Genomic DNA, 18,861 nt, shown 5'->3' with positions numbered 1-18,861 from the left:
GAATGGATTGTTAACGGATGGTTAGCTGGAAAAAAGCGCTGGCTTCTGCATGGGAAGCCTGTTTTTATGCGGTACTTAACACTTTTAAAAGGTGCAACCCGTATAAATGTGAGCGAGTGCAACCTATAGGAAAGACATATAAAACCAGGGATGAATTTGATGTAAATGCAGTGTTAAATCGTTTGTGTGCGAGCACTGCTTACGGCAGGATACGCGCGGCCAACAGAAACACATACACACATCACCCCGTTCCGGTGATGACATAACAAAGGCAACCCGGACGGTTGTCGCTCGACTTTTGGAGAATTTGAATGGCAATTAGCACACCGATGCTGGTGACATTTCTCGTTTATATATTTGGCATGATCCTGATAGGGTTTTTGGCATGGCGTTCAACAAAGAACTTTGATGACTACATTCTGGGTGGCCGCAGTTTAGGCCCGATGGTGACCGCGCTCTCTGCGGGGGCATCGGACATGAGTGGCTGGCTGTTAATGGGGCTGCCGGGGGCGATTTTCATCTCCGGTATTTCTGAAAGCTGGATCGCTATTGGCCTGACCGTTGGGGCGTGGATTAACTGGAAGCTGGTGGCGGGCCGTCTGCGCGTGCATACCGAAGCGAACAACAACGCCCTGACGCTGCCGGATTACTTCACCGGCCGTTTCGAAGATAACAGCCGCATCCTGCGCATTATCTCGGCGGTGGTGATCCTGCTGTTCTTCACGATCTATTGTGCCTCCGGCATTGTGGCCGGTGCGCGTCTGTTCGAAAGCACCTTCGGCATGAGCTATGAAACCGCCCTGTGGGCCGGTGCGGCGGCAACCATCCTCTATACCTTCGTGGGTGGGTTCCTGGCGGTAAGCTGGACCGACACCGTGCAGGCGAGCCTGATGATCTTCGCCCTGATCCTGACCCCGGTAATTGTGATTTTCACCGTCGGCGGTCTTGGCGATTCGCTGGAAGTGATCAAGCAGAAGAGCATTGAAAACGTCGATATGCTCAAAGGGCTGAACTTTGTTGCCATCGTCTCCCTGATGGGCTGGGGTCTGGGCTACTTCGGTCAGCCGCACATCCTGGCGCGCTTTATGGCGGCCGATTCTCACCACACCATCGTTCATGCGCGTCGCATCAGTATGACGTGGATGATCCTCTGTCTGGCAGGGGCGTGCGCGGTGGGCTTCTTTGGCATCGCATACTTCAGCAATAACCCGGCGCAGGCGGGCGCGGTAAACCAAAACGCCGAGCGCGTGTTTATCGAGCTGGCACAAATCCTGTTTAACCCGTGGATTGCCGGTATTCTGCTCTCTGCCATTCTGGCGGCGGTAATGTCGACCCTGAGCTGCCAGCTGCTGGTCTGCTCCAGTGCGATCACTGAAGACCTCTACAAGGCTTTCCTGCGTAAAGGCGCGAGCCAGAAAGAGCTGGTGTGGGTAGGGCGCTTTATGGTGCTGCTGGTGGCGCTGGTGGCGATTGCGCTGGCGTCTAACCCGGAAAACCGCGTGCTGGGTCTGGTGAGCTACGCGTGGGCGGGCTTTGGTGCGGCGTTTGGGCCGGTGGTGCTGTTCTCCGTGATGTGGTCACGTATGACCCGTAACGGCGCGCTGGCGGGGATGATTATTGGTGCAGTGACCGTTATCGTCTGGAAACAGTTCGCGTGGCTGGGCCTGTACGAAATCATCCCGGGCTTCATCTTCGGCAGTATCGGTATTGTGGTCTTCAGCCTGCTGGGTAAAGCGCCGTCTGCCTCCATGCAGAAACGCTTTGCAGAAGCGGATGCCCATTACCACACTGCGCCGCCGACGAAGCTCCAGGCTGAGTAATTTTTCTTCCTGCACACTGTAAGCCGGGTGAGCGTCAGCGCCACCCGGCTTTTTTCTTGCCAAAATCCGTAATTTACGGTGATATCGCTGCACTTATAACAATGAGGATAGCGAAGCATGACAATCAAAACAGGGTTAATGGTAGCGGCATTAATGATGCTGGTGGGCTGCACGGCGCCGTCGCAGCCTACGGCGTCAGAGACCTGCAAAGCGGACAACCAGATGCAGCAGACCACGCTCTATTTCGGCTTAAATCGTCCTGCCGGAGCGCAGATCACCCCCAACGAGTGGCAGCAGTTTGTTGACCAGGACGTCACGCCGCGTTTTCGCGATGGCTTAACGGTGTTTGATGCGCGTGGACAGTGGCTGGGCAACGACGGGAAAGTGGCACGCGAACCGAGCAAGGCGTTGATGCTGATCCACGGAAAAGATGCGCAGAGCGAGAAAAACATTGAAGCGTTACGTGGGATTTATAAATCCCGCTTCGCGCAGGAATCGGTGATGCGGGTCGATCAGCCGGTGTGCGTGCAGTTTTAATGAAAACGGCGGGATAACCCGCCGTTGTTGTATCGTAGGCCGGGATCGCTGCGCGCCACCCGGCATCACATCACAATACCAGGCCCGCAAAGCTCGCCGACAGCAAACTCACCAGCGTCGCGCCATACACCAGACGCAGACCAAACCGCGAGACCACGTTCCCCTGCTGCTCGTTCAGGCCCTTGATTGCGCCTGCGACAATACCGATGGAGGCGAAGTTAGCAAACGACACCAGGAACACGGATAAAATCCCCAGTCCGCGCGGTGACATCTGATGCGCAATTTTTTGCAGCTCAATCATTGCCACAAATTCATTCGCTACCAGTTTGGTTGCCATAATACTGCCGGCATTTAAGGCATCACTCAGCGGAATACCCACCAGCCACGCCAGCGGATAAAACACATAGCCCAGGATCTGCTGGAAGCTCATGCCAAATATGCTGGAGAAAAGGGCGTTGATGGCGCTAATAAGGGCAATGAAGCCAATCAGCATAGCCAGAATAATCATCGCCACTTTAAAACCAGCCAGAATATACTCGCCCAGCATTTCGAAGAAGCTCTGGGATTCGTGCAGTTTTTCGAGCTTAATATCCGGCTCCGCTTCCGGGCGCACCGGGTTGATGACGGAGAGAATAATGAAGGTGCTGAACATGTTGAGAACGAGCGCCGCTACCACAAATTTAGCGTCGAGCATGGTCATATAGGCACCAACAATCGACAGGGAGACGGTCGACATGGCCGTGGCCGCCATGGTGAACAGACGACGTGACGAGAGATCGCCCAGTACGCCCTTGTAGGCAATGAAGTTTTCAGACTGTCCGAGGATCAGCGAGCTTACCGCGTTAAAGGATTCCAGCTTGCCCATACCGTTCAGTTTCGACAGCAGTGTCCCGATCACCCGAATAAAAATCGGCAGAATGCGCCAGTGCTGAAGAATACCAATCAGTGCGGAAATAAAGATAATCGGGCACAGTACGCCGAGGAAAATGAACGCCAGTCCTTTTTCACCCATTCCGCCAAAGACGAAATTGGTCCCTTCGCTGGCAAATTTCAGCAGCGATTCAAAGAAACCGGAGACGTATTTAATCAGGAATAACCCGCTTTCGGCATGCAGGAAAAAGAATGCCAGTGCGATTTCAATAACGATCAGCTGTAAAACAAAGCGAATGCGAATTTTTCGGCGGTCAAAACTCGTAAGCCAGGCAAGCGCAAGAATAATCACCAGCGCCAGCAGGAAATGGACAATCTTAAACATGGTTTATTTTCGGTTAGTTTGCGAGGCGGATATTTAGCCACAGCGCTGATTAACCGTAAATGGGCATTTTCATTATAACTTATAAATCTGAACGTTACGAGCGTAACTATTACCCCGCGATGCGTTTACAACTCGTCATCAAAACACCACACATTTCGCTTGTTTTTCTTATCGCCGTAATGATAATCACTATCACAAGAATTTACCTTTCTTTGCATCAGTTGACCGCGATAAACATTTAAGGTGTCGGCATGTTTGTTCCATTTCTCATAATGTTACGGGAAGGCCTCGAAGCGGCCCTCATTGTTAGCCTCATCGCCAGTTATCTGAAGCGAACCCAGCGTGGACGCTGGATTGGCGTGATGTGGATAGGGGTTTTCCTCGCCGCGGCGCTCTGTCTGGGCCTGGGGATTCTGATCAATGAAACCACCGGTGAATTCCCGCAGAAAGAACAGGAGCTGTTCGAAGGTATCGTTGCCGTGATTGCGGTCGTGATCCTCACCTGGATGGTGTTCTGGATGCGTAAAGTCTCGCGTAACGTGAAGGTGCAGCTGGAGCAGGCGGTAGATAACGCCCTGCAGAAGGGAAATCATCACGGCTGGGCGCTGATCATGATGGTCTTTTTCGCCGTGGCGCGTGAAGGCCTGGAGTCCGTTTTCTTCCTGCTGGCCGCCTTTCAGCAGGATGTGGGGATCTGGCCACCGCTAGGGGCGATGCTGGGGCTGGCAACGGCCGTGGTGCTCGGCTTCCTGCTCTACTGGGGCGGCATTCGCCTGAACCTGGGGGCGTTCTTTAAATGGACCAGCCTGTTCATTTTGCTGGTGGCCGCAGGGCTGGCAGCAGGGGCGATCCGCGCTTTCCATGAGGCGGGTCTGTGGAACCACTTCCAGGATGTGGCGTTCGATCTCAGCAACGTTCTTTCTACCCATTCACTGACCGGCACGCTGCTTGAAGGGATCTTCGGCTACCAGGAAACACCAAGCGTCAGCGAAGTTGCGATGTACTTTATCTATCTTATTCCGGCGCTGGCGCTGTTCTTTATGCCATCGCGCCCCAGCGCTCAGTCGTCGCGTACTGCGCCCTGATGTGCTTACTGTAGTTACAACATACTTTTAAAAGGGAAGGGTCATGGCAATTCAATTTCGTCGTAGTGCGTTACAGGTTGGTGTGGCAGCGCTTGTTGCTTCTGCCTTCGCCGCTCAGGCTGCTGATATTCCACAGGTTAAGGTGACGGTGAATGATAAGCAGTGTGAGCCGATGACCATTACGGTCAACAGCGGTAAGACACAATTTATTATTCAGAACCACAGCCAGAAAGCGCTGGAGTGGGAAATTCTCAAAGGCGTGATGGTCGTGGAAGAGCGCGAAAATATTGCACCGGGCTTTAGCCAGAAAATGACGGCTAACCTGCAGCCGGGTGAATATGACATGACCTGCGGTCTGCTGACCAACCCTAAGGGTAAGCTCATCGTCAAGGGGAATGCCACAGCGGATGCCGCAAAAGGCACGGCTCTGCTGAGCCTGGGCGACGCCATCACTGCCTATAAAGCGTATGTCACCAAAGAGACGGCAGACCTGGCGGCGGGAACCAAAGCCTTTACGGATGCGGTGAAAGCGGGCGATCTCGACAAAGCGAAATCCCTGTATGCGCCAACCCGTCAGCACTACGAGCGCATTGAGCCGATTGCGGAGCTGTTCTCCGATCTTGATGGCAGCATTGATGCCCGTGAAGACGATTACGAGCAGAAAGCGGCCGATCCAAAATTCACCGGCTTCCACCGTCTGGAGAAAGCCCTGTTTGGCGATAACTCCACCAAAGGGATGGAGAAGTATGCCGATCAGCTCAACAGCGATGTGCTGGAGCTACAAAAGCGCATCAGCGAACTCGCCTTCCCGCCGTCAAAAGTGGTGGGCGGCGCGGCCGGACTGATTGAAGAAGTGGCCGCCAGCAAAATCAGCGGTGAAGAAGATCGCTACAGCCACACTGACCTGTGGGATTTCCAGGCGAACGTCGATGGCGCGCAGAAAATTGTTAACCTGCTGCGCCCTCAGCTGCAGAAAGAGAACAGCGAGTTGCTGGCAAAAGTGGATGCCAACTTTAAGAAAGTCGACACCATTCTGGCGAAGTACCGCACCAAAGACGGGTTTGAAACCTACGATAAACTGACCGACGCCGATCGTAATGCGCTGAAAGGCCCGATTACCACCCTGGCGGAAGATCTCTCCCTGCTGCGTGGCGTACTGGGTCTGGACTAAGCACGATGAACAAGCATGACGAATACGACGTGGCGGAACCTTCACGTCGTCGGTTGTTGAAAGGGGTAGGGGCGCTGGGGGGCGCATTTGCCCTGGCAGGAGGGTGTCCGGTGGCGCATGCGGCAAAACCGCAAAGTGCACCCGGCACGCTGTCACCGAATGCCCGTATGGAGACGCAGCCGTTCTATGGTGAGCATCAGGCGGGCATTCTGACGCCACAGCAGGCCGCCATGATGCTGGTGGCCTTTGATTCGCTGGCAAGCGATAAAGCTGACCTGGAGCGTCTGTTCCGCCTGCTGACCACCCGCATCGCGTTTCTGACTGCCGGGGGGCCGGCACCGGAAACGCCTAACCCGCGTCTGCCGCCCATGGACTCGGGGATCTTAGGGCCGTTTATCGCTCCGGATAACCTGACCATTACGGTGTCGCTGGGCGAATCGCTGTTTGATGCGCGCTACGGGCTGGCAAAACAGAAGCCGAAAGTGCTGCAAAAAATGACGCGTTTCCCGAATGACTCGCTGGACGCGGCTCTGTGCCACGGCGATCTGCTCCTGCAGATCTGTGCCAATACGCAGGACACGGTGATCCACGCCCTGCGGGATATTATCAAGCACACGCCGGATCTGCTGAGTGTGCGCTGGAAGCGGGAAGGGTTTATCTCTGACCATGCTGCCCGCAGCAAAGGCAAAGAGACGCCGGTTAACCTGCTGGGCTTTAAGGACGGCACTGCCAACCCGGACAGCAGCAATAGCGCGCTAATGAAAGAGGTGGTGTGGGTTACAGCCGATCAGGGCGAGCCAGCATGGGCCGTGGGCGGGAGCTATCAGGCGGTGCGGGTGATTCAGTTCCATGTGGAATTCTGGGATCGCACGCCGCTCAAAGAGCAGCAGACGATCTTTGGCCGTGACAAGCAGAGCGGGGCACCGCTTGGCATGAAGCACGAACATGATGTGCCGGATTACGCCAGCGATCCCAATGGCGATACCATTGCGCTGGATAGCCATATCCGTCTGGCGAACCCGCGCACCAAAGAGACGCAGTCCAGCCTGATGATGCGCCGGGGCTATAGCTACTCGCTGGGGGTGACCAACTCGGGTCAGCTCGATATGGGGCTGCTGTTTGTCTGCTACCAGCACGATCTGGAGAAAGGCTTCCTCACCGTGCAGAAGCGGTTAAACGGTGAAGCGCTTGAAGAGTATATTAAACCTATCGGTGGCGGCTATTTCTTCGCGCTGCCGGGGGTACGCGATTCGAACGCGTATCTCGCGCAAGGGCTGATCGAAGCCTGATAATTGTCCCTGCGATAGTTCGCGGGGACATTATTTTTTCCTATGACTATCTCTCTGTTATATTTCTGTAATATTCCTGTATGAGACTGATTTCAACTGCAGGAGCAGTCTTAAAAGTTGCAGTCAGGTAAAATAAATGTTGCATTTATGATAACTCCTGATGTACTTAAGATAAGACAGCGGTAGTTCCCGGCAGTGATGCTGAATCACTATGGAGATCGCGAATGGTTGCGTCCTGTACTGGACAAGGTAAACACAACAACCGCAGCACCCGGCGCGGAGGCTCAGACTCCGGCAGCGATTTCCTCACCACTAAATTCTCCCCTTCTACTCAGAAACCTGATTCTACCGACGTGCAGAATGGTGCGCGTAGCTATTCTGTTTCGTCATCCGGAAAGGCAAGCAATGGCTTACAAGGAAGCCAACCCTCTGATGTTCGTGCGCATAATCGTGCCGAAGCTGGCGCGTGTGATGAATACCAACAACTCAAGGTGCTATCCATGGGAAGACAAAAAGCAGTGATCAAAGCTCGTCGCGAAGCAAAACGTGTGCTGAGACGGGATTCACGTAGTCATAAACAGCGTGAAGAAGAATCGGTCACCTCGCTTGTGCAGATGAGTGGCGTAGAAGCAATTGGCATGGCGCGGGACAGCCGTGATAATTCCCCAATTGTGGCGCGCAATGAGGCTCAGGCGCACTACCTGAATGCTATCGAGAGTAAACAGCTCATCTTTGCAACCGGTGAAGCCGGATGCGGGAAAACCTGGATCAGTGCAGCCAAAGCAGCGGAAGCCCTGATCCATAAGGACGTGGAGAGAATTATTGTTACCCGTCCGGTACTGCAAGCTGATGAAGATCTCGGCTTCTTGCCCGGAGATATATCGGAAAAGTTTGCCCCTTACTTCAGGCCCGTTTATGACGTGCTGGTGAAGCGACTGGGTGCATCCTTTATGCAGTACTGCCTGCGACCAGAGATTGGCAAGGTGGAAATCGCGCCGTTCGCCTATATGCGCGGACGTACATTTGAAAATGCGGTCGTCATTCTTGACGAGGCTCAGAACGTGACCGCTGCGCAAATGAAGATGTTCTTAACGCGCCTCGGGGAGAACGTGACGGTTATCGTCAATGGCGATATTACCCAATGTGACCTGCCATCCGGCGTGAAATCCGGATTGAGCGACGCCATGTCACGTTTTGAGGAAGATGAGATGATTGGGGTGGTTCGCTTCACCAAAGATGACTGTGTGCGATCGGCGTTGTGTCAGCGCACGCTGCAAGTCTATTCCGACTGAAGGTAAAACATTACCGTTTTACCTCTCTTCAGTAATCCCTTCCCGGCGTAATGCCGGGAAGCTTCGTTTATTCCTGCTCTCACCTCGCGCGTGGTTATCTTTTAATAAAGCACCTGTCGTGCGGAATTCATCATTTCGGTATTGATTTCAGCGGTGGGTTTTTATCCCTCTCAGCGAAATGTGACGCGTATTTATAATATCCACAAAATACCCATGAATATCATGATCGCGCTAATTGTTCGTTCAAATTTAAACGTGAATGTTGTCACATAATGTTACTAAGTTGTAAAAATTAAGTTGGTGTCTTGTGGGTAATTATCTATGTTTCGTACTGATTCAAACAACATTCTAACAAGAAAATCCCATGGGGAACCGTTTCCCTGGAACATCACGTTGAGGGTCATACATGAACGAACTGGTTGGTGCAATTAACGGTGTTATCTGGAGCCCGGCGTTAATATTTTTATGTCTGGGTGTCGGTCTCTATTTCTCATTACGTAGTCGTTTTTTACAGTTACGTCATATAAAACATATGATTACCTTGATGTTCCAGGGGCGTCCTACCGATGCCGGGGTATCGTCTTTCCAGGCACTGACGATGACGCTGGCAGGGCGAGTAGGGACCGGAAACATTGCTGGTGTCGCCACCGCCATTACCTTCGGGGGACCGGGCGCACTTTTCTGGATGTGGATGGTGGCATTTTTAGGTGCCAGTTCAGCGTTTGTGGAATCTACGTTGGGCCAGGTTTATAAAGAAAAAATTAACGGTGAATATCGTGGCGGTCCTGCCTTTTATATCGAAAAAGGATTAGGGGTAAAATGGTATGCATGGTTATTTGCCGTCGTCACCATTTTCTCCTGCGGTCTATTAATGCCAGGGGTACAAGCAAACTCGATTGGTGCCAGTCTGGATATTGCTTTTGGGCTTGATCCCAATGTCACGGCGGCATTACTGGCCGTACTGTTAAGCTTTATTATTTTCGGTGGCGTGAAAAGGATCGCCAGTTTTAGCAGTATGGTCGTTCCGTTTATGGCGCTCGGCTATATTATTGTGGCTTGCGTTATTATCGCGATTAATATTACCGAGCTTCCTGGTGTGATTCTGTTGATCTGGAAAAGTGCTTTTGGTCTTGAAGCTGGCTTTGGTGCTATCCTGGGTCAGGCTATCATGTGGGGCGTTAAGCGCGGCGTCTATTCCAACGAGGCGGCGCAAGGTACCGGCCCGCATGCATCATCCGCGGCGGCAGTGAGCCATCCGGTGAAACAGGGGCTGGTTCAGGCTTTCTCGGTCTATATCGATACGCTGTTTGTCTGCTCCGCGACCGGATTTATGCTGTTGATCACCGGTCTTTACAATGTTCAGGGTGTCGATGGCGCAGCCCTCTACACCGGTATTTCAGGCGTGGCGGCAGGGCCAGGCTATGTGCAGACGGCAATGGAAAGTATGATGCCAGGCTTTGGTAATTACTTTGTGGCTATTGCGCTGTTCTTCTTCGCCTTCACCACCATTATTGCCTATTACTATATTGCTGAAACCAATATCGCCTACATCAACCGTAAAATTCACCGTCCGTGGCTGACATTCTTGCTCAAATTATGTCTGATGGCTTCCACGGTTTACGGCACCGTCCGCACCGCGGATCTGGCATGGGGGCTGGGAGATATTGGGGTAGGGCTGATGGCATGGCTCAACATTATTGCCATTGTGCTTTTGCATAAAAAAGCGTTCGTCAGTCTGAAAGATTATGAAATTCAGAATGCGCAGGGACTGGATCCGCATTTTGATCCGATTCGCCTGGGGATTAAAAATGCCGATTACTGGCTGGAAGAGCGTAAAGATGAACCTGCTGCGAATCCAGAACAGACGACTTCTGTCGTGAGAGAGCAGAGCGCAGGAAAAGTGAACAATTAAGGGGGTAGCCCGTATTGCTATACGGGCTCAGACTGTTGGCAATGTGCGCTTTGTTGGTTTCGCCCAGCGGCGCTACGCTTGCACGGGCCTACGAGGCTTGTCGGCGAGATAAGGCGACTATAAAAGAAAAAAGCCCGTACTTTCGTACGAGCTCTTGTCTTGAATATGGCGGTGAGGGGGGGATTGACTCGCTTTGCTCGCCGTTACTCGGCCCATCCATGGGCCTCGCCCCTTTGGGGCCAACGCAGGCGTTGTTCAAAAACGCTCCCGGCGTTTTTGTGCGGGCAGCCTGTTCGCTGCGCTCGCAGTCTGTCCAACTGGCTGTCGCCAGTTGTCGAACCCCGGTCGGGGATTCTCATCCCCCCCTTTCGGAGACTATAAAAGAAAAAAGCCCGTACTTTCGTACGAGCTCTTGTCTTGAATATGGCGGTGAGGGGGGGATTCGAACCCCCGATACGTTGCCGTATACACACTTTCCAGGCGTGCTCCTTCAGCCACTCGGACACCTCACCATATTGTTTTGCTGCCTGACCGCTTGGGGGGCAACGGGGCGCTACTATAGGGAGTTGCGCTAAAACGGTCAAGCAGATTTTCAGCTTTAGTGCGTGTTCGGTTAAGCCTTAATCAGCTTTGGTCACAGCACGGGCGCTTAACGCTGTGAATCGAGCGCTTCGCTGTTTTTCATCACTTCCTGCGCCTTGCCGTAGCTCTCGATCAGCAGCTGATACGCCGGGAAAATGTGCGTGTAGACGTCTGCCCACTCGGCCGCATCTTCACGGTTCCATGTCCGCTGGATCTCAGAGGCAACGGCCGCCGTATCCATTGGCACCACGCCTGCCTGCACCACACGGGCCAGGGTGATCTCCTGCGCCATTTTGCTGTAAGTACCGGACGCATCAATCACCGCAAAGACTTTATAACCATCCGCCACTGCGCTAATCGACGGAAACGCCATGCAGACGCTGGTGATGGTACCGGCGATAATCAACGTTTTACGTCCGGTGGCTTTAACCGCGGCCACAAATTCCGGGTTATCCCAGGCGTTGATCTCCCCTTTACGTGCCACATACTGTGCATGCGGCGCGTTGGCATGAATTTCCGGGATGAGCGGACCGTTTGGGCCCTGCGGAACGGAAGCGGTGGTGATCACCGGGATGTTCGCAAGCGTCGCGATTTTCGCCAGAGCCGCCGCACGGGCACGCAGCTCAGGCATCGGCATATCTCCGACGGTCTGGAACAGGCCACTCTGGTGGTCGATAAGCAACATCACCGCATCGTTCACATCAATGACCGGACGTGCTCCATTAAAATTGGCAGGTGTAGACATGTTCTTCTCCTTTATTACGGTTAGATCTGGCCAAAGCGGCCGGAGTTGAAATCACGAATGGCTTCATTGATTTCGGTTTTACTGTTCATCACGAATGGGCCGTAGCCCACAATTGGTTCATTCAGCGGTGCACCGGCCATCAGCAATACTTTGGCATCGCTGCCGGCTTCCAGATGTAACGTCTCACCTTCCTGACTCATGACCACCAGCTGTGCTTCTCCCGCGTGAGCCGTACCGTTCACCGTGACATGGCCTTCCAGCACCACCAGCGCCGTGCTCCAGCCCTCTGGCTGACTGAGCGTGATGTGGCTGCCCTGGTTGAGGGCAATGTCCCACACGTTCAGCGGCGAGAAGGTATGCGCCGGGCCGCTAACATCGTCGTAGTGACCGGCGATAACCCGCAGCGAGCCGCTGTTATCGGGCAGCGTCACTACCGGGATATCGGCTTTGGTGATGCTTTGATAGCCCGGCGTGGCCATTTTGTCTTTCGCCGGCAGGTTGACCCAAAGCTGCATCATCTTGAGTTCTCCGCCTTTGTGCGCGAACGCGCTGGAGTGAAACTCTTCATGCAGAATGCCTGCACCGGCTGTCATCCACTGCACGTCGCCCGCACCAATAACGCCGCCTTTGCCGGTGGAGTCGCGATGCTCCACTTCGCCGGAATAGACGATGGTGACCGTTTCAAAACCACGATGCGGATGCTCGCCCACCCCGCGCTTAGTGCCGTCCGCCGGGAAGGTATGTGGGCCTGCGTAGTCCAGCAGTAAGAACGGGCTTAGCGACTCGCCGTGTGTCTGATAAGAAAACATCGAACGCACCGGGAAACCATTGCCAACCCAGTGTTGACGGGGTGCGGTATAGACGCCTGTTACGTTTTTCATGATGAACTCCTGATGTTCTGTTGATGTAATTAGCTTATATTCAGCGTTAATATCCCGGTAGAGGGTGAAAATGGCATTCACTGTTCTGAAAATAGAACGATGAGGATTTATGCAGGATCTCAATGACTTCGTCTGGTTTGTGAAAGTGGTCGACTACGGTGGTTTTGCGGCGGCGGGAAGAGCGCTTGACCTGCCCAAGTCCAGGCTGAGCCGCCGGATTGCGCAGCTGGAAGAACGGCTTGGTGTGCGGTTAATACAGCGTACAACCCGTCAGTTTACGGTAACGGAGGTCGGGCAGACGTTCTATCAGCACTGCAAAGCCATGATGGTTGAAGCGGAAGCGGCGGAGGAAGCCGTGGCCGCGCTGCAGGCGGAACCGCGCGGTATCGTCAGGCTCACCTGTCCTGTCACGTTGTTGCATGTGCATGTCGGCCCGATGCTGGCGCGGTTTATGGCGCGCTACCCCGGTATCACCCTTCAGCTGGAAGCAACGAACCGGCGGGTTGATCTGGTGGGGGAGGGAATTGATGTGGCGATCCGCGTGCGTCCGCGCCCGTTTGATGACAGCGATCTGGTATTACGTGTGCTGGCCGACAGGGGACATTGCCTGGTCGCGGGCCCCGCGTTAATTGAACGCCTGGGGAAACCGTTGATGCCGTCCGAACTTAGCGCCTGGCCCGGGTTAAGTATGGGCGAGGGTAAACACATTCATAAGTGGGATTTGTGTGGTCCGCAAGGGGCGAAAGCGGAAATCCATTTTACTCCTCGCTTTATTACCACCGACATGCTGGCACTGCGTGCAGCGGCTATGGCGGGTATCGGTGTGGTGCAACTGCCGATATTGATGGTGAAAGATCAGCTGGCGTCAGGAGAACTGGTTCGGGTGCTTGAGGCGTGGGAACCACGACGGGAGGTGATTCATGCAGTTTATCCGTCAAGACGCGGCTTGCTGCCGTCCGTCAGGGCACTGGTGGATTTTCTCACTGAAGAGTATGCGAAGATGGTCGAAGAGTAACTTTGTCTAGGTCGGGTAAGCGCAGCGCCACCCGACATAAAGAGCGCAGGGAGTCTCAAGGTTCTCATCCCCCCTTTCGGAGACTATAAAAGAAAAAAGCCCGTACTTTCGTACGAGCTCTTCTTTAAATATGGCGGTGAGGGGGGGATTGACTCGCTTCGCTCGCCCTTCGGGCAGCCTGTTCGCTGCGCTCGCAGTCTGTCCAACTGGCTGTCGCCAGTTGTCGAACCCCGGTCGGGGATTCTCATCCCCCCCTTTCGGAGACTATAAAAGAAAAAGCCCGTACTTTCGTACGAGCTCTTGCCTTGAATATGGCGGTGAGGGGGGGATTCGAACCCCCGATACGTTGCCGTATACACACTTTCCAGGCGTGCTCCTTCAGCCACTCGGACACCTCACCATATTGTCATCCCGTTGTTGTCGGGACGGGCGCTAATGTAAGGAAAAGCCGAACAGCCGTCAACTCACTTTTTCAGTAAATTAGCGCATTTAGACAAACTTCAAACAACATGATTCTTAAATGTGCTGAAAGCGCCTTTTTTATCAGCAACGCGGTCCGGCGATAAATTTGTTATGCTGGCAATCCAGTTGAAAATGAAAATAAAACAGCGCAAAAAAGGCAGGAATGAGTATGGATATTATCTTCTATCACCCCACTTTTGATACGGCTTACTGGATTAATGCACTTTCGGCGGCGTTGCCGGGGGCGCGCGTGCGTGAATGGAAGCGCGGTGATAACGAACACGCAGACTACGCGCTGGTCTGGCATCCCCCGGTTGAGATGCTCCAGGGGCGCAAGCTGAAGGCTGTTTTTGCCCTCGGTGCCGGTGTGGATTCCATTCTGAGCAAACTGAACGCGCACCCTGAAATGCTGCCGGAAGATATTCCCCTGTTCCGCCTGGAAGATACCGGCATGGGCCAGCAAATGCAGGAATATGCCGTGAGTCAGGTGCTGCACTGGTTCCGCCGCTTTGATGATTATCAGGCCTTAAAACTGCAATCCCGCTGGGAGCCGCTGCCTGAGTATCAGCGTGAAGATTTTACCATCGGTATTCTCGGGGCGGGCGTGCTCGGCTCAAAAGTGGCGGAAGCGCTGGCGCCGTGGGGCTTTCCGCTGCGCTGCTGGAGCCGCAGCCGCAAGGACTACCCTGGCGTTGAAAGTTTTGCCGGAACAGATGAACTCCCGGCGTTTCTGAAGGGCACGCGCGTGCTGATCAACCTGCTGCCGAATACGGCGGAAACGGTCGGCATTATTAATAGTGCGCTTCTGAATCAGTTGGCGGATCAGAGTTACGTGATGAACCTGGCGCGCGGTGTCCATCTGGTAGAGGCCGATCTGCTCAAGGCCCTTGAGAGTGGCAAGGTGAAAGGCGCGATGCTGGATGTGTACAGCCGCGAGCCCCTGCCGGCAGAAAGTCCGCTGTGGGCGCATCCGCGGGTGGCGATGACCCCACACGTCGCCGCCGTGACGCGTCCGGCAGAGGCGGTGGCCTATATTACGCACACCATCAGTGAGATAGAGCAGGGCAACGCGGTGACCGGACAGGTCAACAGACAGCGCGGCTACTGAGTGAAACCCGGCGTTAGCCGGGTTTTTGCTAATAATCGCTGCAGATAACTGCTATCCTTTGGAAAAACCGCAGAGGAGAGAGAGATGTATCCCGTTGACCTGCATATGCACACCGTCGCCAGTACCCACGCGTATAGCAACCTCCATGATTATATTGCGCAAGCGAAGCTCAAGGGCATCAAGCTTTTTGCCATCACCGATCATGGCCCGGATATGGCGGATGCGCCGCACTACTGGCATTTTGTGAATATGCGGATCTGGCCACGTCTGGTGGACGGTATTGGGATACTGCGCGGCATTGAGGCGAACATCAAAAATACCGACGGTGAGATCGACTGCACCGGCCCGATGCTGACGTCTCTTGATCTTATTCTCGCCGGTTTCCATGAGCCTGTCTTTGCACCTCAGGATAAAGAGACCAATACCGCGGCGATGATTGCCACCATTGCCAGCGGCAATGTGCATATTATTAGCCACCCCGGCAACCCGAAGTACCCGATTGATATTCAGGCTGTCGCACAGGCGGCTGCGAAGCACCGCGTGGCGCTGGAGATTAACAACTCCTCCTTTGTTCACTCGCGTAAGGGCAGTGAAGCCAACTGTCGCGAAGTGGCGGCCGCCGTGCGTGATGCCGGAGGCATGGTGGCGCTGGGTTCAGATTCCCATACTGCGTTCACTCTGGGCGATTTCAGCGAGTGCCTGAAAGTGCTGAACGATGTTAACTTCCCGGAAGCGCAAATCCTGAACGTGACCCCACGCCGCATGCTCGATTTCCTGGAGTCACGCGGAATGGAACCGATTGCTGAATTTGCCGATCTTTAATTGTGTAATGGAATAAAAAAATGAATGAGTTTTCCATCCTCTGCCGCGTGCTGGGTACGCTGTACTATCGCCAGCCACAAGACCCGCTGCTGGTTCCGCTCTTTACATTAATTCGTGAAGGGAAACTGGCACAGAACTGGCCGCTGGAACAGGATGATTTGCTGGAGCGCCTGCAGAAAAGCTGCGACATGCAGCAGATTTCAACAGATTACAACACGCTGTTTGTGGGTGACGAGTGCCGTGTTTCGCCATACCGCTCAGCCTGGCAGGAAGGGGCAACGGAAGCGGAAGTGCGCGCATTTCTCTCTGAACGGGGTATGCCGCTGACCGATACGCCTGCCGATCATATCGGTACGCTGCTGCTGGCCGCGTCCTGGATCGAAGACCACGCCGGTGATGATGAGAACGAAGCCATCGAAACCTTGTTCGAAACCTACCTGCTGCCGTGGGTCGGGACATTCCTTGGGAAAGTTGAAGCGCATGCCACCTCGCCATTCTGGAGAACGCTGGCTCCGCTGACGCGTGATGCCATTGCTGCAATGTGGGATGAGCTCGAAGAAGAGAACGAAGAGTGATTTAGATCACAATAATTCTGCAACAATGCGCATCATCTTGCATGTAATGTGCTTCTGATCTCATTTCCATGGCGCGCTTCTGCTAAGATGCGCGCCATGAACATATTACTTTGTATCGCAATAACGACGGGTATTCTCTCCGGGCTGTGGGGATGGGTGGCCGTGTCCCTCGGATTGCTCAGCTGGGCCGGGTTCCTCGGCTGCACGGCCTATTTCGCCTGCCCGCAGGGAGGCCTCAAAGGGCTGTTTATCTCGGGCTGCACGCTGATGAGCGGCGTTATCTGGGCGCTGGTTATCATGAAAGGCAGTGCGCTCGCGCCACATCTGGAGATCCTCGGCTATATCATGACGGGCGTGGTCGCCTTTTTGATGTGTGTTCAGGCAAAGCATTTATTGCTGTCGTTTGTACCTGGCACCTTTATGGGGGCGTGCGCCACCTTTGCAGGGCAGGGGGACTGGAAGCTGGTGGTTCCCTCACTGGCGCTGGGATTACTGTTTGGCTATGCCATGAAGAACAGCGGCCTGTGGCTGGCGGCACGACGGGAAAAAGCGCAAAACATTCCTGCGGTGAGTGAATAAAAAAAGGCGAGATACCTGTCTCGCCTTTTTTATGCGCGTCCTGTCAGGATTCCGGAGGAACCGACATGTCGCGGTATTTCACCAGTACCGGATTCTGCACGTCTGCTTTGTTCTGCAGATCCCACAGCCCGCGATCGATACCATCATTTATCAGGAAGATAACTCCGGTTTCAATGGCTGACATCAGACACATCATCACCGGTTCGTTAGAGGTATAACCGATTTCACCCTCCAGCAGACGCTGGTAGTCGATGAAGCGGAACACCCCAGCCTGCACTTCATAAGACAGAATGGTTTTGCTGGTTGTTACCGAAGAGAGAACTTCCCCTGTACTGACGTTAACGACACGCAGGTTAACGGCGATTTGGTCGAGCTGATACTGTGTATCTGCGCCGATACCGAAGTAACGCGCGCCAGCACCACCCGATTTAACGTTACTTTCGTAACCGATAATCGACCCTTCAATCATGACGTTCGCGGCTGCCAGGGATTGCAGCGGCATACGGTTATTATCCGCGACGGTTCCATTCTCCTGCGCCGCACGAATAATTTTTCGTTCATTTAGCAGGTTTTGCAGTCCCTGACGTTCCAGCGGAATAAACCAGCGTGAATCCTTCAGCGCGGTTACCAGCATGGCGGTGGCGCTTTGCGGCACGGCCGTGGAGAAGTTACTTGCCGGGTAAGGTTTAAATTGCCCCGTTTCATCCTGAATGTTGTAGACGGAGACAAATATTTTACCCGTAGGCGCAGGTAAATGGGTTAAATCACGATAACTTTGAGCCCGAGGCAATAATGTCGGTTTTGCAGCTTCTTTGGGGGGAGCAGTTAAACAACCGCTCAATAAGCACACTGCAACAAGTATCAGGAAGCGCTGCATGATCGTTGTCCTTATTTTGGGGTTGTTTAGAAGTCAGTTGAGTTTGTTTGTAGACCGGAAACCTGAATGGTGGAGGTTTTTCCGGTTTTACGGTCGGTAACATTCAACTGGAGCTGCCCGTCCCTGTTGGCGATGTCGACAATAAAGTCATTTGTCACCATGCGGCCGGGTTTACCGGTATTAATGTTTGTCAGCAAACCGCCCAAAATTTGCGACTGGATAGCCTGGGTGAAGTTGTCCAGTGCGGATGGGGTATCCACGCTAAAATCATTAAAGCTCGGATCTTTATAAGAATTTTGTGCCTGGGCTTCATTCAACATGAACGCCCCATTGTTCGGGTTACCACCAAAGTTGGGATTACGGAACTGGAATGTCATATTCCCGGCCCAGCTTAATGGGGTTATTAGCATTAACGAAACAACTGCATATGCAATACGCATGACAGCCTCCGGATATAGGTTCGCTAGAACTCGTCTTTTGCTAAATCGCTGGTGCTTAATAGCGCTTTATCTATTTGCATGCGATTTATAGCGTCTTCTGATTGTGCCAGCGCTAAGGCTACGTTTTTATCGAAGTCTATTTTGGTGGGGAATAAAAAAGTTTGATATATAACGAACTGGTTAGCCGTTATTGTTATCCAACTTCCCCATCGTGCACTGGGCCGCTCGTTGATTGTTATATTACCAGGGTACGTACTGTCCCATTTATCACTGAAAGCACGATAAAAACTGTGCCCGACAGAGGAGACGGTATGGTCTGTTAACAATCCGGGAACTTCGACCTCGACGGCCTGCAGGTTCCCGGCAGCGAGCAGAAAGCCCGCTGCGGCAATCCAACTCAAGGTGCGTTTCATG

General features: G+C 53.6%; 18 protein-coding genes, 2 tRNA genes and 1 other RNA gene. 12 read left to right on the top strand and 9 right to left on the bottom strand.

Annotated features, from left to right (window positions below):
- Positions 1-311: 311 nt before the first annotated feature.
- Together putP and NQ842_RS15900 are read left to right on the top strand one after the other, a co-directional pair.
- Positions 312-1,820: a sodium/proline symporter PutP gene (gene putP, locus NQ842_RS15905; protein ID WP_014831392.1), complete on the top strand. Its 1,509-nt coding sequence runs from the start codon at positions 312-314 to the stop codon at positions 1,818-1,820.
- Between the two features lie 117 nt (positions 1,821-1,937).
- On the top strand, positions 1,938-2,357 hold the full coding sequence (locus tag NQ842_RS15900; protein WP_014831393.1) for a DUF3574 domain-containing protein: 420 nt from the start codon (positions 1,938-1,940) through the stop codon (positions 2,355-2,357).
- A gap of 70 nt (positions 2,358-2,427) precedes the next feature.
- Here the strand turns inward: NQ842_RS15900 and NQ842_RS15895 are convergent, their stop codons facing one another.
- Complete coding sequence (locus tag NQ842_RS15895; protein ID WP_014831394.1) at positions 2,428-3,612, bottom strand: NupC/NupG family nucleoside CNT transporter; 1,185 nt, start codon at positions 3,610-3,612, stop codon at positions 2,428-2,430.
- A 251-nt stretch (positions 3,613-3,863) separates the two neighbouring features.
- Here NQ842_RS15895 and efeU point away from each other — a divergent pair, with 251 nt between their 5' ends.
- The 5 genes from efeU (at position 3,864) to NQ842_RS15870 (ending at position 10,361) form a co-directional block, all read left to right on the top strand.
- Complete coding sequence (gene efeU, locus NQ842_RS15890; protein WP_257256056.1) at positions 3,864-4,697, top strand: iron uptake transporter permease EfeU; 834 nt, start codon at positions 3,864-3,866, stop codon at positions 4,695-4,697.
- A gap of 43 nt (positions 4,698-4,740) precedes the next feature.
- Positions 4,741-5,868 carry an iron uptake system protein EfeO gene (efeO, locus tag NQ842_RS15885; protein ID WP_047362225.1) on the top strand — a complete coding sequence of 376 codons (1,128 nt, stop codon included), beginning with the start codon at positions 4,741-4,743 and terminating at the stop codon, positions 5,866-5,868.
- A gap of 5 nt (positions 5,869-5,873) precedes the next feature.
- Positions 5,874-7,157: an iron uptake transporter deferrochelatase/peroxidase subunit gene (gene efeB / locus NQ842_RS15880; protein WP_257256055.1), complete on the top strand. Its 1,284-nt coding sequence runs from the start codon at positions 5,874-5,876 to the stop codon at positions 7,155-7,157.
- A 500-nt stretch (positions 7,158-7,657) separates the two neighbouring features.
- On the top strand, positions 7,658-8,449 hold the full coding sequence (gene phoH / locus NQ842_RS15875) for a phosphate starvation-inducible protein PhoH (RefSeq protein WP_014831397.1): 792 nt from the start codon (positions 7,658-7,660) through the stop codon (positions 8,447-8,449).
- A gap of 406 nt (positions 8,450-8,855) precedes the next feature.
- A complete protein-coding gene (locus NQ842_RS15870; protein WP_014831398.1) occupies positions 8,856-10,361 on the top strand; it encodes a sodium:alanine symporter family protein in 1,506 nt (501 codons plus the stop codon).
- A gap of 424 nt (positions 10,362-10,785) precedes the next feature.
- Here the strand turns inward: NQ842_RS15870 and NQ842_RS15865 are convergent.
- The 3 genes from NQ842_RS15865 to NQ842_RS15855 all read right to left on the bottom strand — a co-directional run bounded on the left by NQ842_RS15865 (position 10,786) and on the right by NQ842_RS15855 (position 12,569).
- Positions 10,786-10,873, bottom strand: a tRNA-Ser gene (locus NQ842_RS15865).
- 137 nt (positions 10,874-11,010) lie between these two features.
- Positions 11,011-11,688, bottom strand: a complete 678-nt coding sequence (locus NQ842_RS15860) for an isochorismatase family protein (RefSeq protein ID WP_257256054.1) — start codon at positions 11,686-11,688, stop codon at positions 11,011-11,013.
- Positions 11,689-11,708: 20 nt separating this feature from the next.
- The gene (locus tag NQ842_RS15855; RefSeq protein ID WP_203462110.1) at positions 11,709-12,569 is read right to left on the bottom strand and encodes a pirin family protein; all 861 of its coding nucleotides are present in this window, start codon (positions 12,567-12,569) and stop codon (positions 11,709-11,711) included.
- A gap of 109 nt (positions 12,570-12,678) precedes the next feature.
- Here NQ842_RS15855 and NQ842_RS15850 point away from each other — a divergent pair, with 109 nt between their 5' ends.
- Complete coding sequence (locus tag NQ842_RS15850; RefSeq protein WP_014831401.1) at positions 12,679-13,584, top strand: LysR family transcriptional regulator; 906 nt, start codon at positions 12,679-12,681, stop codon at positions 13,582-13,584.
- A gap of 131 nt (positions 13,585-13,715) precedes the next feature.
- Here NQ842_RS15850 and NQ842_RS15845 read toward each other — a convergent pair.
- Both NQ842_RS15845 and NQ842_RS15840 read right to left on the bottom strand, forming a co-directional pair.
- Positions 13,716-13,853: non-coding RNA, RtT sRNA (locus NQ842_RS15845), on the bottom strand.
- A gap of 43 nt (positions 13,854-13,896) precedes the next feature.
- Positions 13,897-13,984, bottom strand: a tRNA-Ser gene (locus tag NQ842_RS15840).
- A gap of 231 nt (positions 13,985-14,215) precedes the next feature.
- Here NQ842_RS15840 and ghrA point away from each other — a divergent pair.
- From ghrA to NQ842_RS15820, 4 genes are all read left to right on the top strand, one after another.
- A complete protein-coding gene (gene ghrA, locus NQ842_RS15835; RefSeq protein ID WP_163281031.1) occupies positions 14,216-15,154 on the top strand; it encodes a glyoxylate/hydroxypyruvate reductase GhrA in 939 nt (312 codons plus the stop codon).
- Positions 15,155-15,238: 84 nt separating this feature from the next.
- Entirely contained in the window at positions 15,239-15,976 is a 738-nt protein-coding gene (locus tag NQ842_RS15830; protein WP_008500850.1) for a phosphatase, read from the top strand.
- A gap of 20 nt (positions 15,977-15,996) precedes the next feature.
- Positions 15,997-16,551 carry a molecular chaperone gene (locus tag NQ842_RS15825; RefSeq protein ID WP_257256053.1) on the top strand — a complete coding sequence of 185 codons (555 nt, stop codon included), beginning with the start codon at positions 15,997-15,999 and terminating at the stop codon, positions 16,549-16,551.
- A gap of 96 nt (positions 16,552-16,647) precedes the next feature.
- Positions 16,648-17,130: a DUF1097 domain-containing protein gene (locus NQ842_RS15820; RefSeq protein ID WP_072095085.1), complete on the top strand. Its 483-nt coding sequence runs from the start codon at positions 16,648-16,650 to the stop codon at positions 17,128-17,130.
- A gap of 43 nt (positions 17,131-17,173) precedes the next feature.
- On the opposite strand, the gene csgG is transcribed toward NQ842_RS15820, so the two are convergent.
- From csgG to csgE, 3 genes are read right to left on the bottom strand one after another with little or no spacing between them, the layout of a single operon-like run.
- Positions 17,174-18,007, bottom strand: a complete 834-nt coding sequence (gene csgG / locus NQ842_RS15815) for a curli production assembly/transport protein CsgG (protein WP_014831406.1) — start codon at positions 18,005-18,007, stop codon at positions 17,174-17,176.
- A 26-nt stretch (positions 18,008-18,033) separates the two neighbouring features.
- Complete coding sequence (gene csgF, locus NQ842_RS15810) at positions 18,034-18,447, bottom strand: curli production assembly/transport protein CsgF (RefSeq protein ID WP_014831407.1); 414 nt, start codon at positions 18,445-18,447, stop codon at positions 18,034-18,036.
- Between the two features lie 23 nt (positions 18,448-18,470).
- Positions 18,471-18,860 (bottom strand): curli production assembly/transport protein CsgE, encoded by a 390-nt coding sequence (csgE, locus tag NQ842_RS15805; RefSeq protein ID WP_014831408.1) that lies wholly within the window; start codon positions 18,858-18,860, stop codon positions 18,471-18,473.
- Position 18,861: the final 1 nt, after the last annotated feature.

Source organism: Enterobacter cloacae complex sp. R_G8, from assembly GCF_024599795.1.
GTDB classification, from domain to species: domain Bacteria; phylum Pseudomonadota; class Gammaproteobacteria; order Enterobacterales; family Enterobacteriaceae; genus Enterobacter; species Enterobacter dissolvens.
The sequence above is the reverse complement of the archived record's forward strand: the minus strand, read 5'-3'. Positions and strand labels throughout refer to the sequence as shown.

Coding starts and splice junctions, on each gene's coding strand:
- putP (WP_014831392.1), top strand. CDS start 312: ATGGCAATTAGCACACCGATGCTGGTGACATTTCTCGTTTATATATTT.
- NQ842_RS15900 (WP_014831393.1), top strand. CDS start 1,938: ATGACAATCAAAACAGGGTTAATGGTAGCGGCATTAATGATGCTGGTG.
- NQ842_RS15895 (WP_014831394.1), bottom strand. CDS start 3,612: ATGTTTAAGATTGTCCATTTCCTGCTGGCGCTGGTGATTATTCTTGCG.
- efeU (WP_257256056.1), top strand. CDS start 3,864: ATGTTTGTTCCATTTCTCATAATGTTACGGGAAGGCCTCGAAGCGGCC.
- efeO (WP_047362225.1), top strand. CDS start 4,741: ATGGCAATTCAATTTCGTCGTAGTGCGTTACAGGTTGGTGTGGCAGCG.
- efeB (WP_257256055.1), top strand. CDS start 5,874: ATGAACAAGCATGACGAATACGACGTGGCGGAACCTTCACGTCGTCGG.
- phoH (WP_014831397.1), top strand. CDS start 7,658: ATGGGAAGACAAAAAGCAGTGATCAAAGCTCGTCGCGAAGCAAAACGT.
- NQ842_RS15870 (WP_014831398.1), top strand. CDS start 8,856: ATGAACGAACTGGTTGGTGCAATTAACGGTGTTATCTGGAGCCCGGCG.
- NQ842_RS15860 (WP_257256054.1), bottom strand. CDS start 11,688: ATGTCTACACCTGCCAATTTTAATGGAGCACGTCCGGTCATTGATGTG.
- NQ842_RS15855 (WP_203462110.1), bottom strand. CDS start 12,569: ATGAAAAACGTAACAGGCGTCTATACCGCACCCCGTCAACACTGGGTT.
- NQ842_RS15850 (WP_014831401.1), top strand. CDS start 12,679: ATGCAGGATCTCAATGACTTCGTCTGGTTTGTGAAAGTGGTCGACTAC.
- ghrA (WP_163281031.1), top strand. CDS start 14,216: ATGGATATTATCTTCTATCACCCCACTTTTGATACGGCTTACTGGATT.
- NQ842_RS15830 (WP_008500850.1), top strand. CDS start 15,239: ATGTATCCCGTTGACCTGCATATGCACACCGTCGCCAGTACCCACGCG.
- NQ842_RS15825 (WP_257256053.1), top strand. CDS start 15,997: ATGAATGAGTTTTCCATCCTCTGCCGCGTGCTGGGTACGCTGTACTAT.
- NQ842_RS15820 (WP_072095085.1), top strand. CDS start 16,648: ATGAACATATTACTTTGTATCGCAATAACGACGGGTATTCTCTCCGGG.
- csgG (WP_014831406.1), bottom strand. CDS start 18,007: ATGCAGCGCTTCCTGATACTTGTTGCAGTGTGCTTATTGAGCGGTTGT.
- csgF (WP_014831407.1), bottom strand. CDS start 18,447: ATGCGTATTGCATATGCAGTTGTTTCGTTAATGCTAATAACCCCATTA.
- csgE (WP_014831408.1), bottom strand. CDS start 18,860: ATGAAACGCACCTTGAGTTGGATTGCCGCAGCGGGCTTTCTGCTCGCT.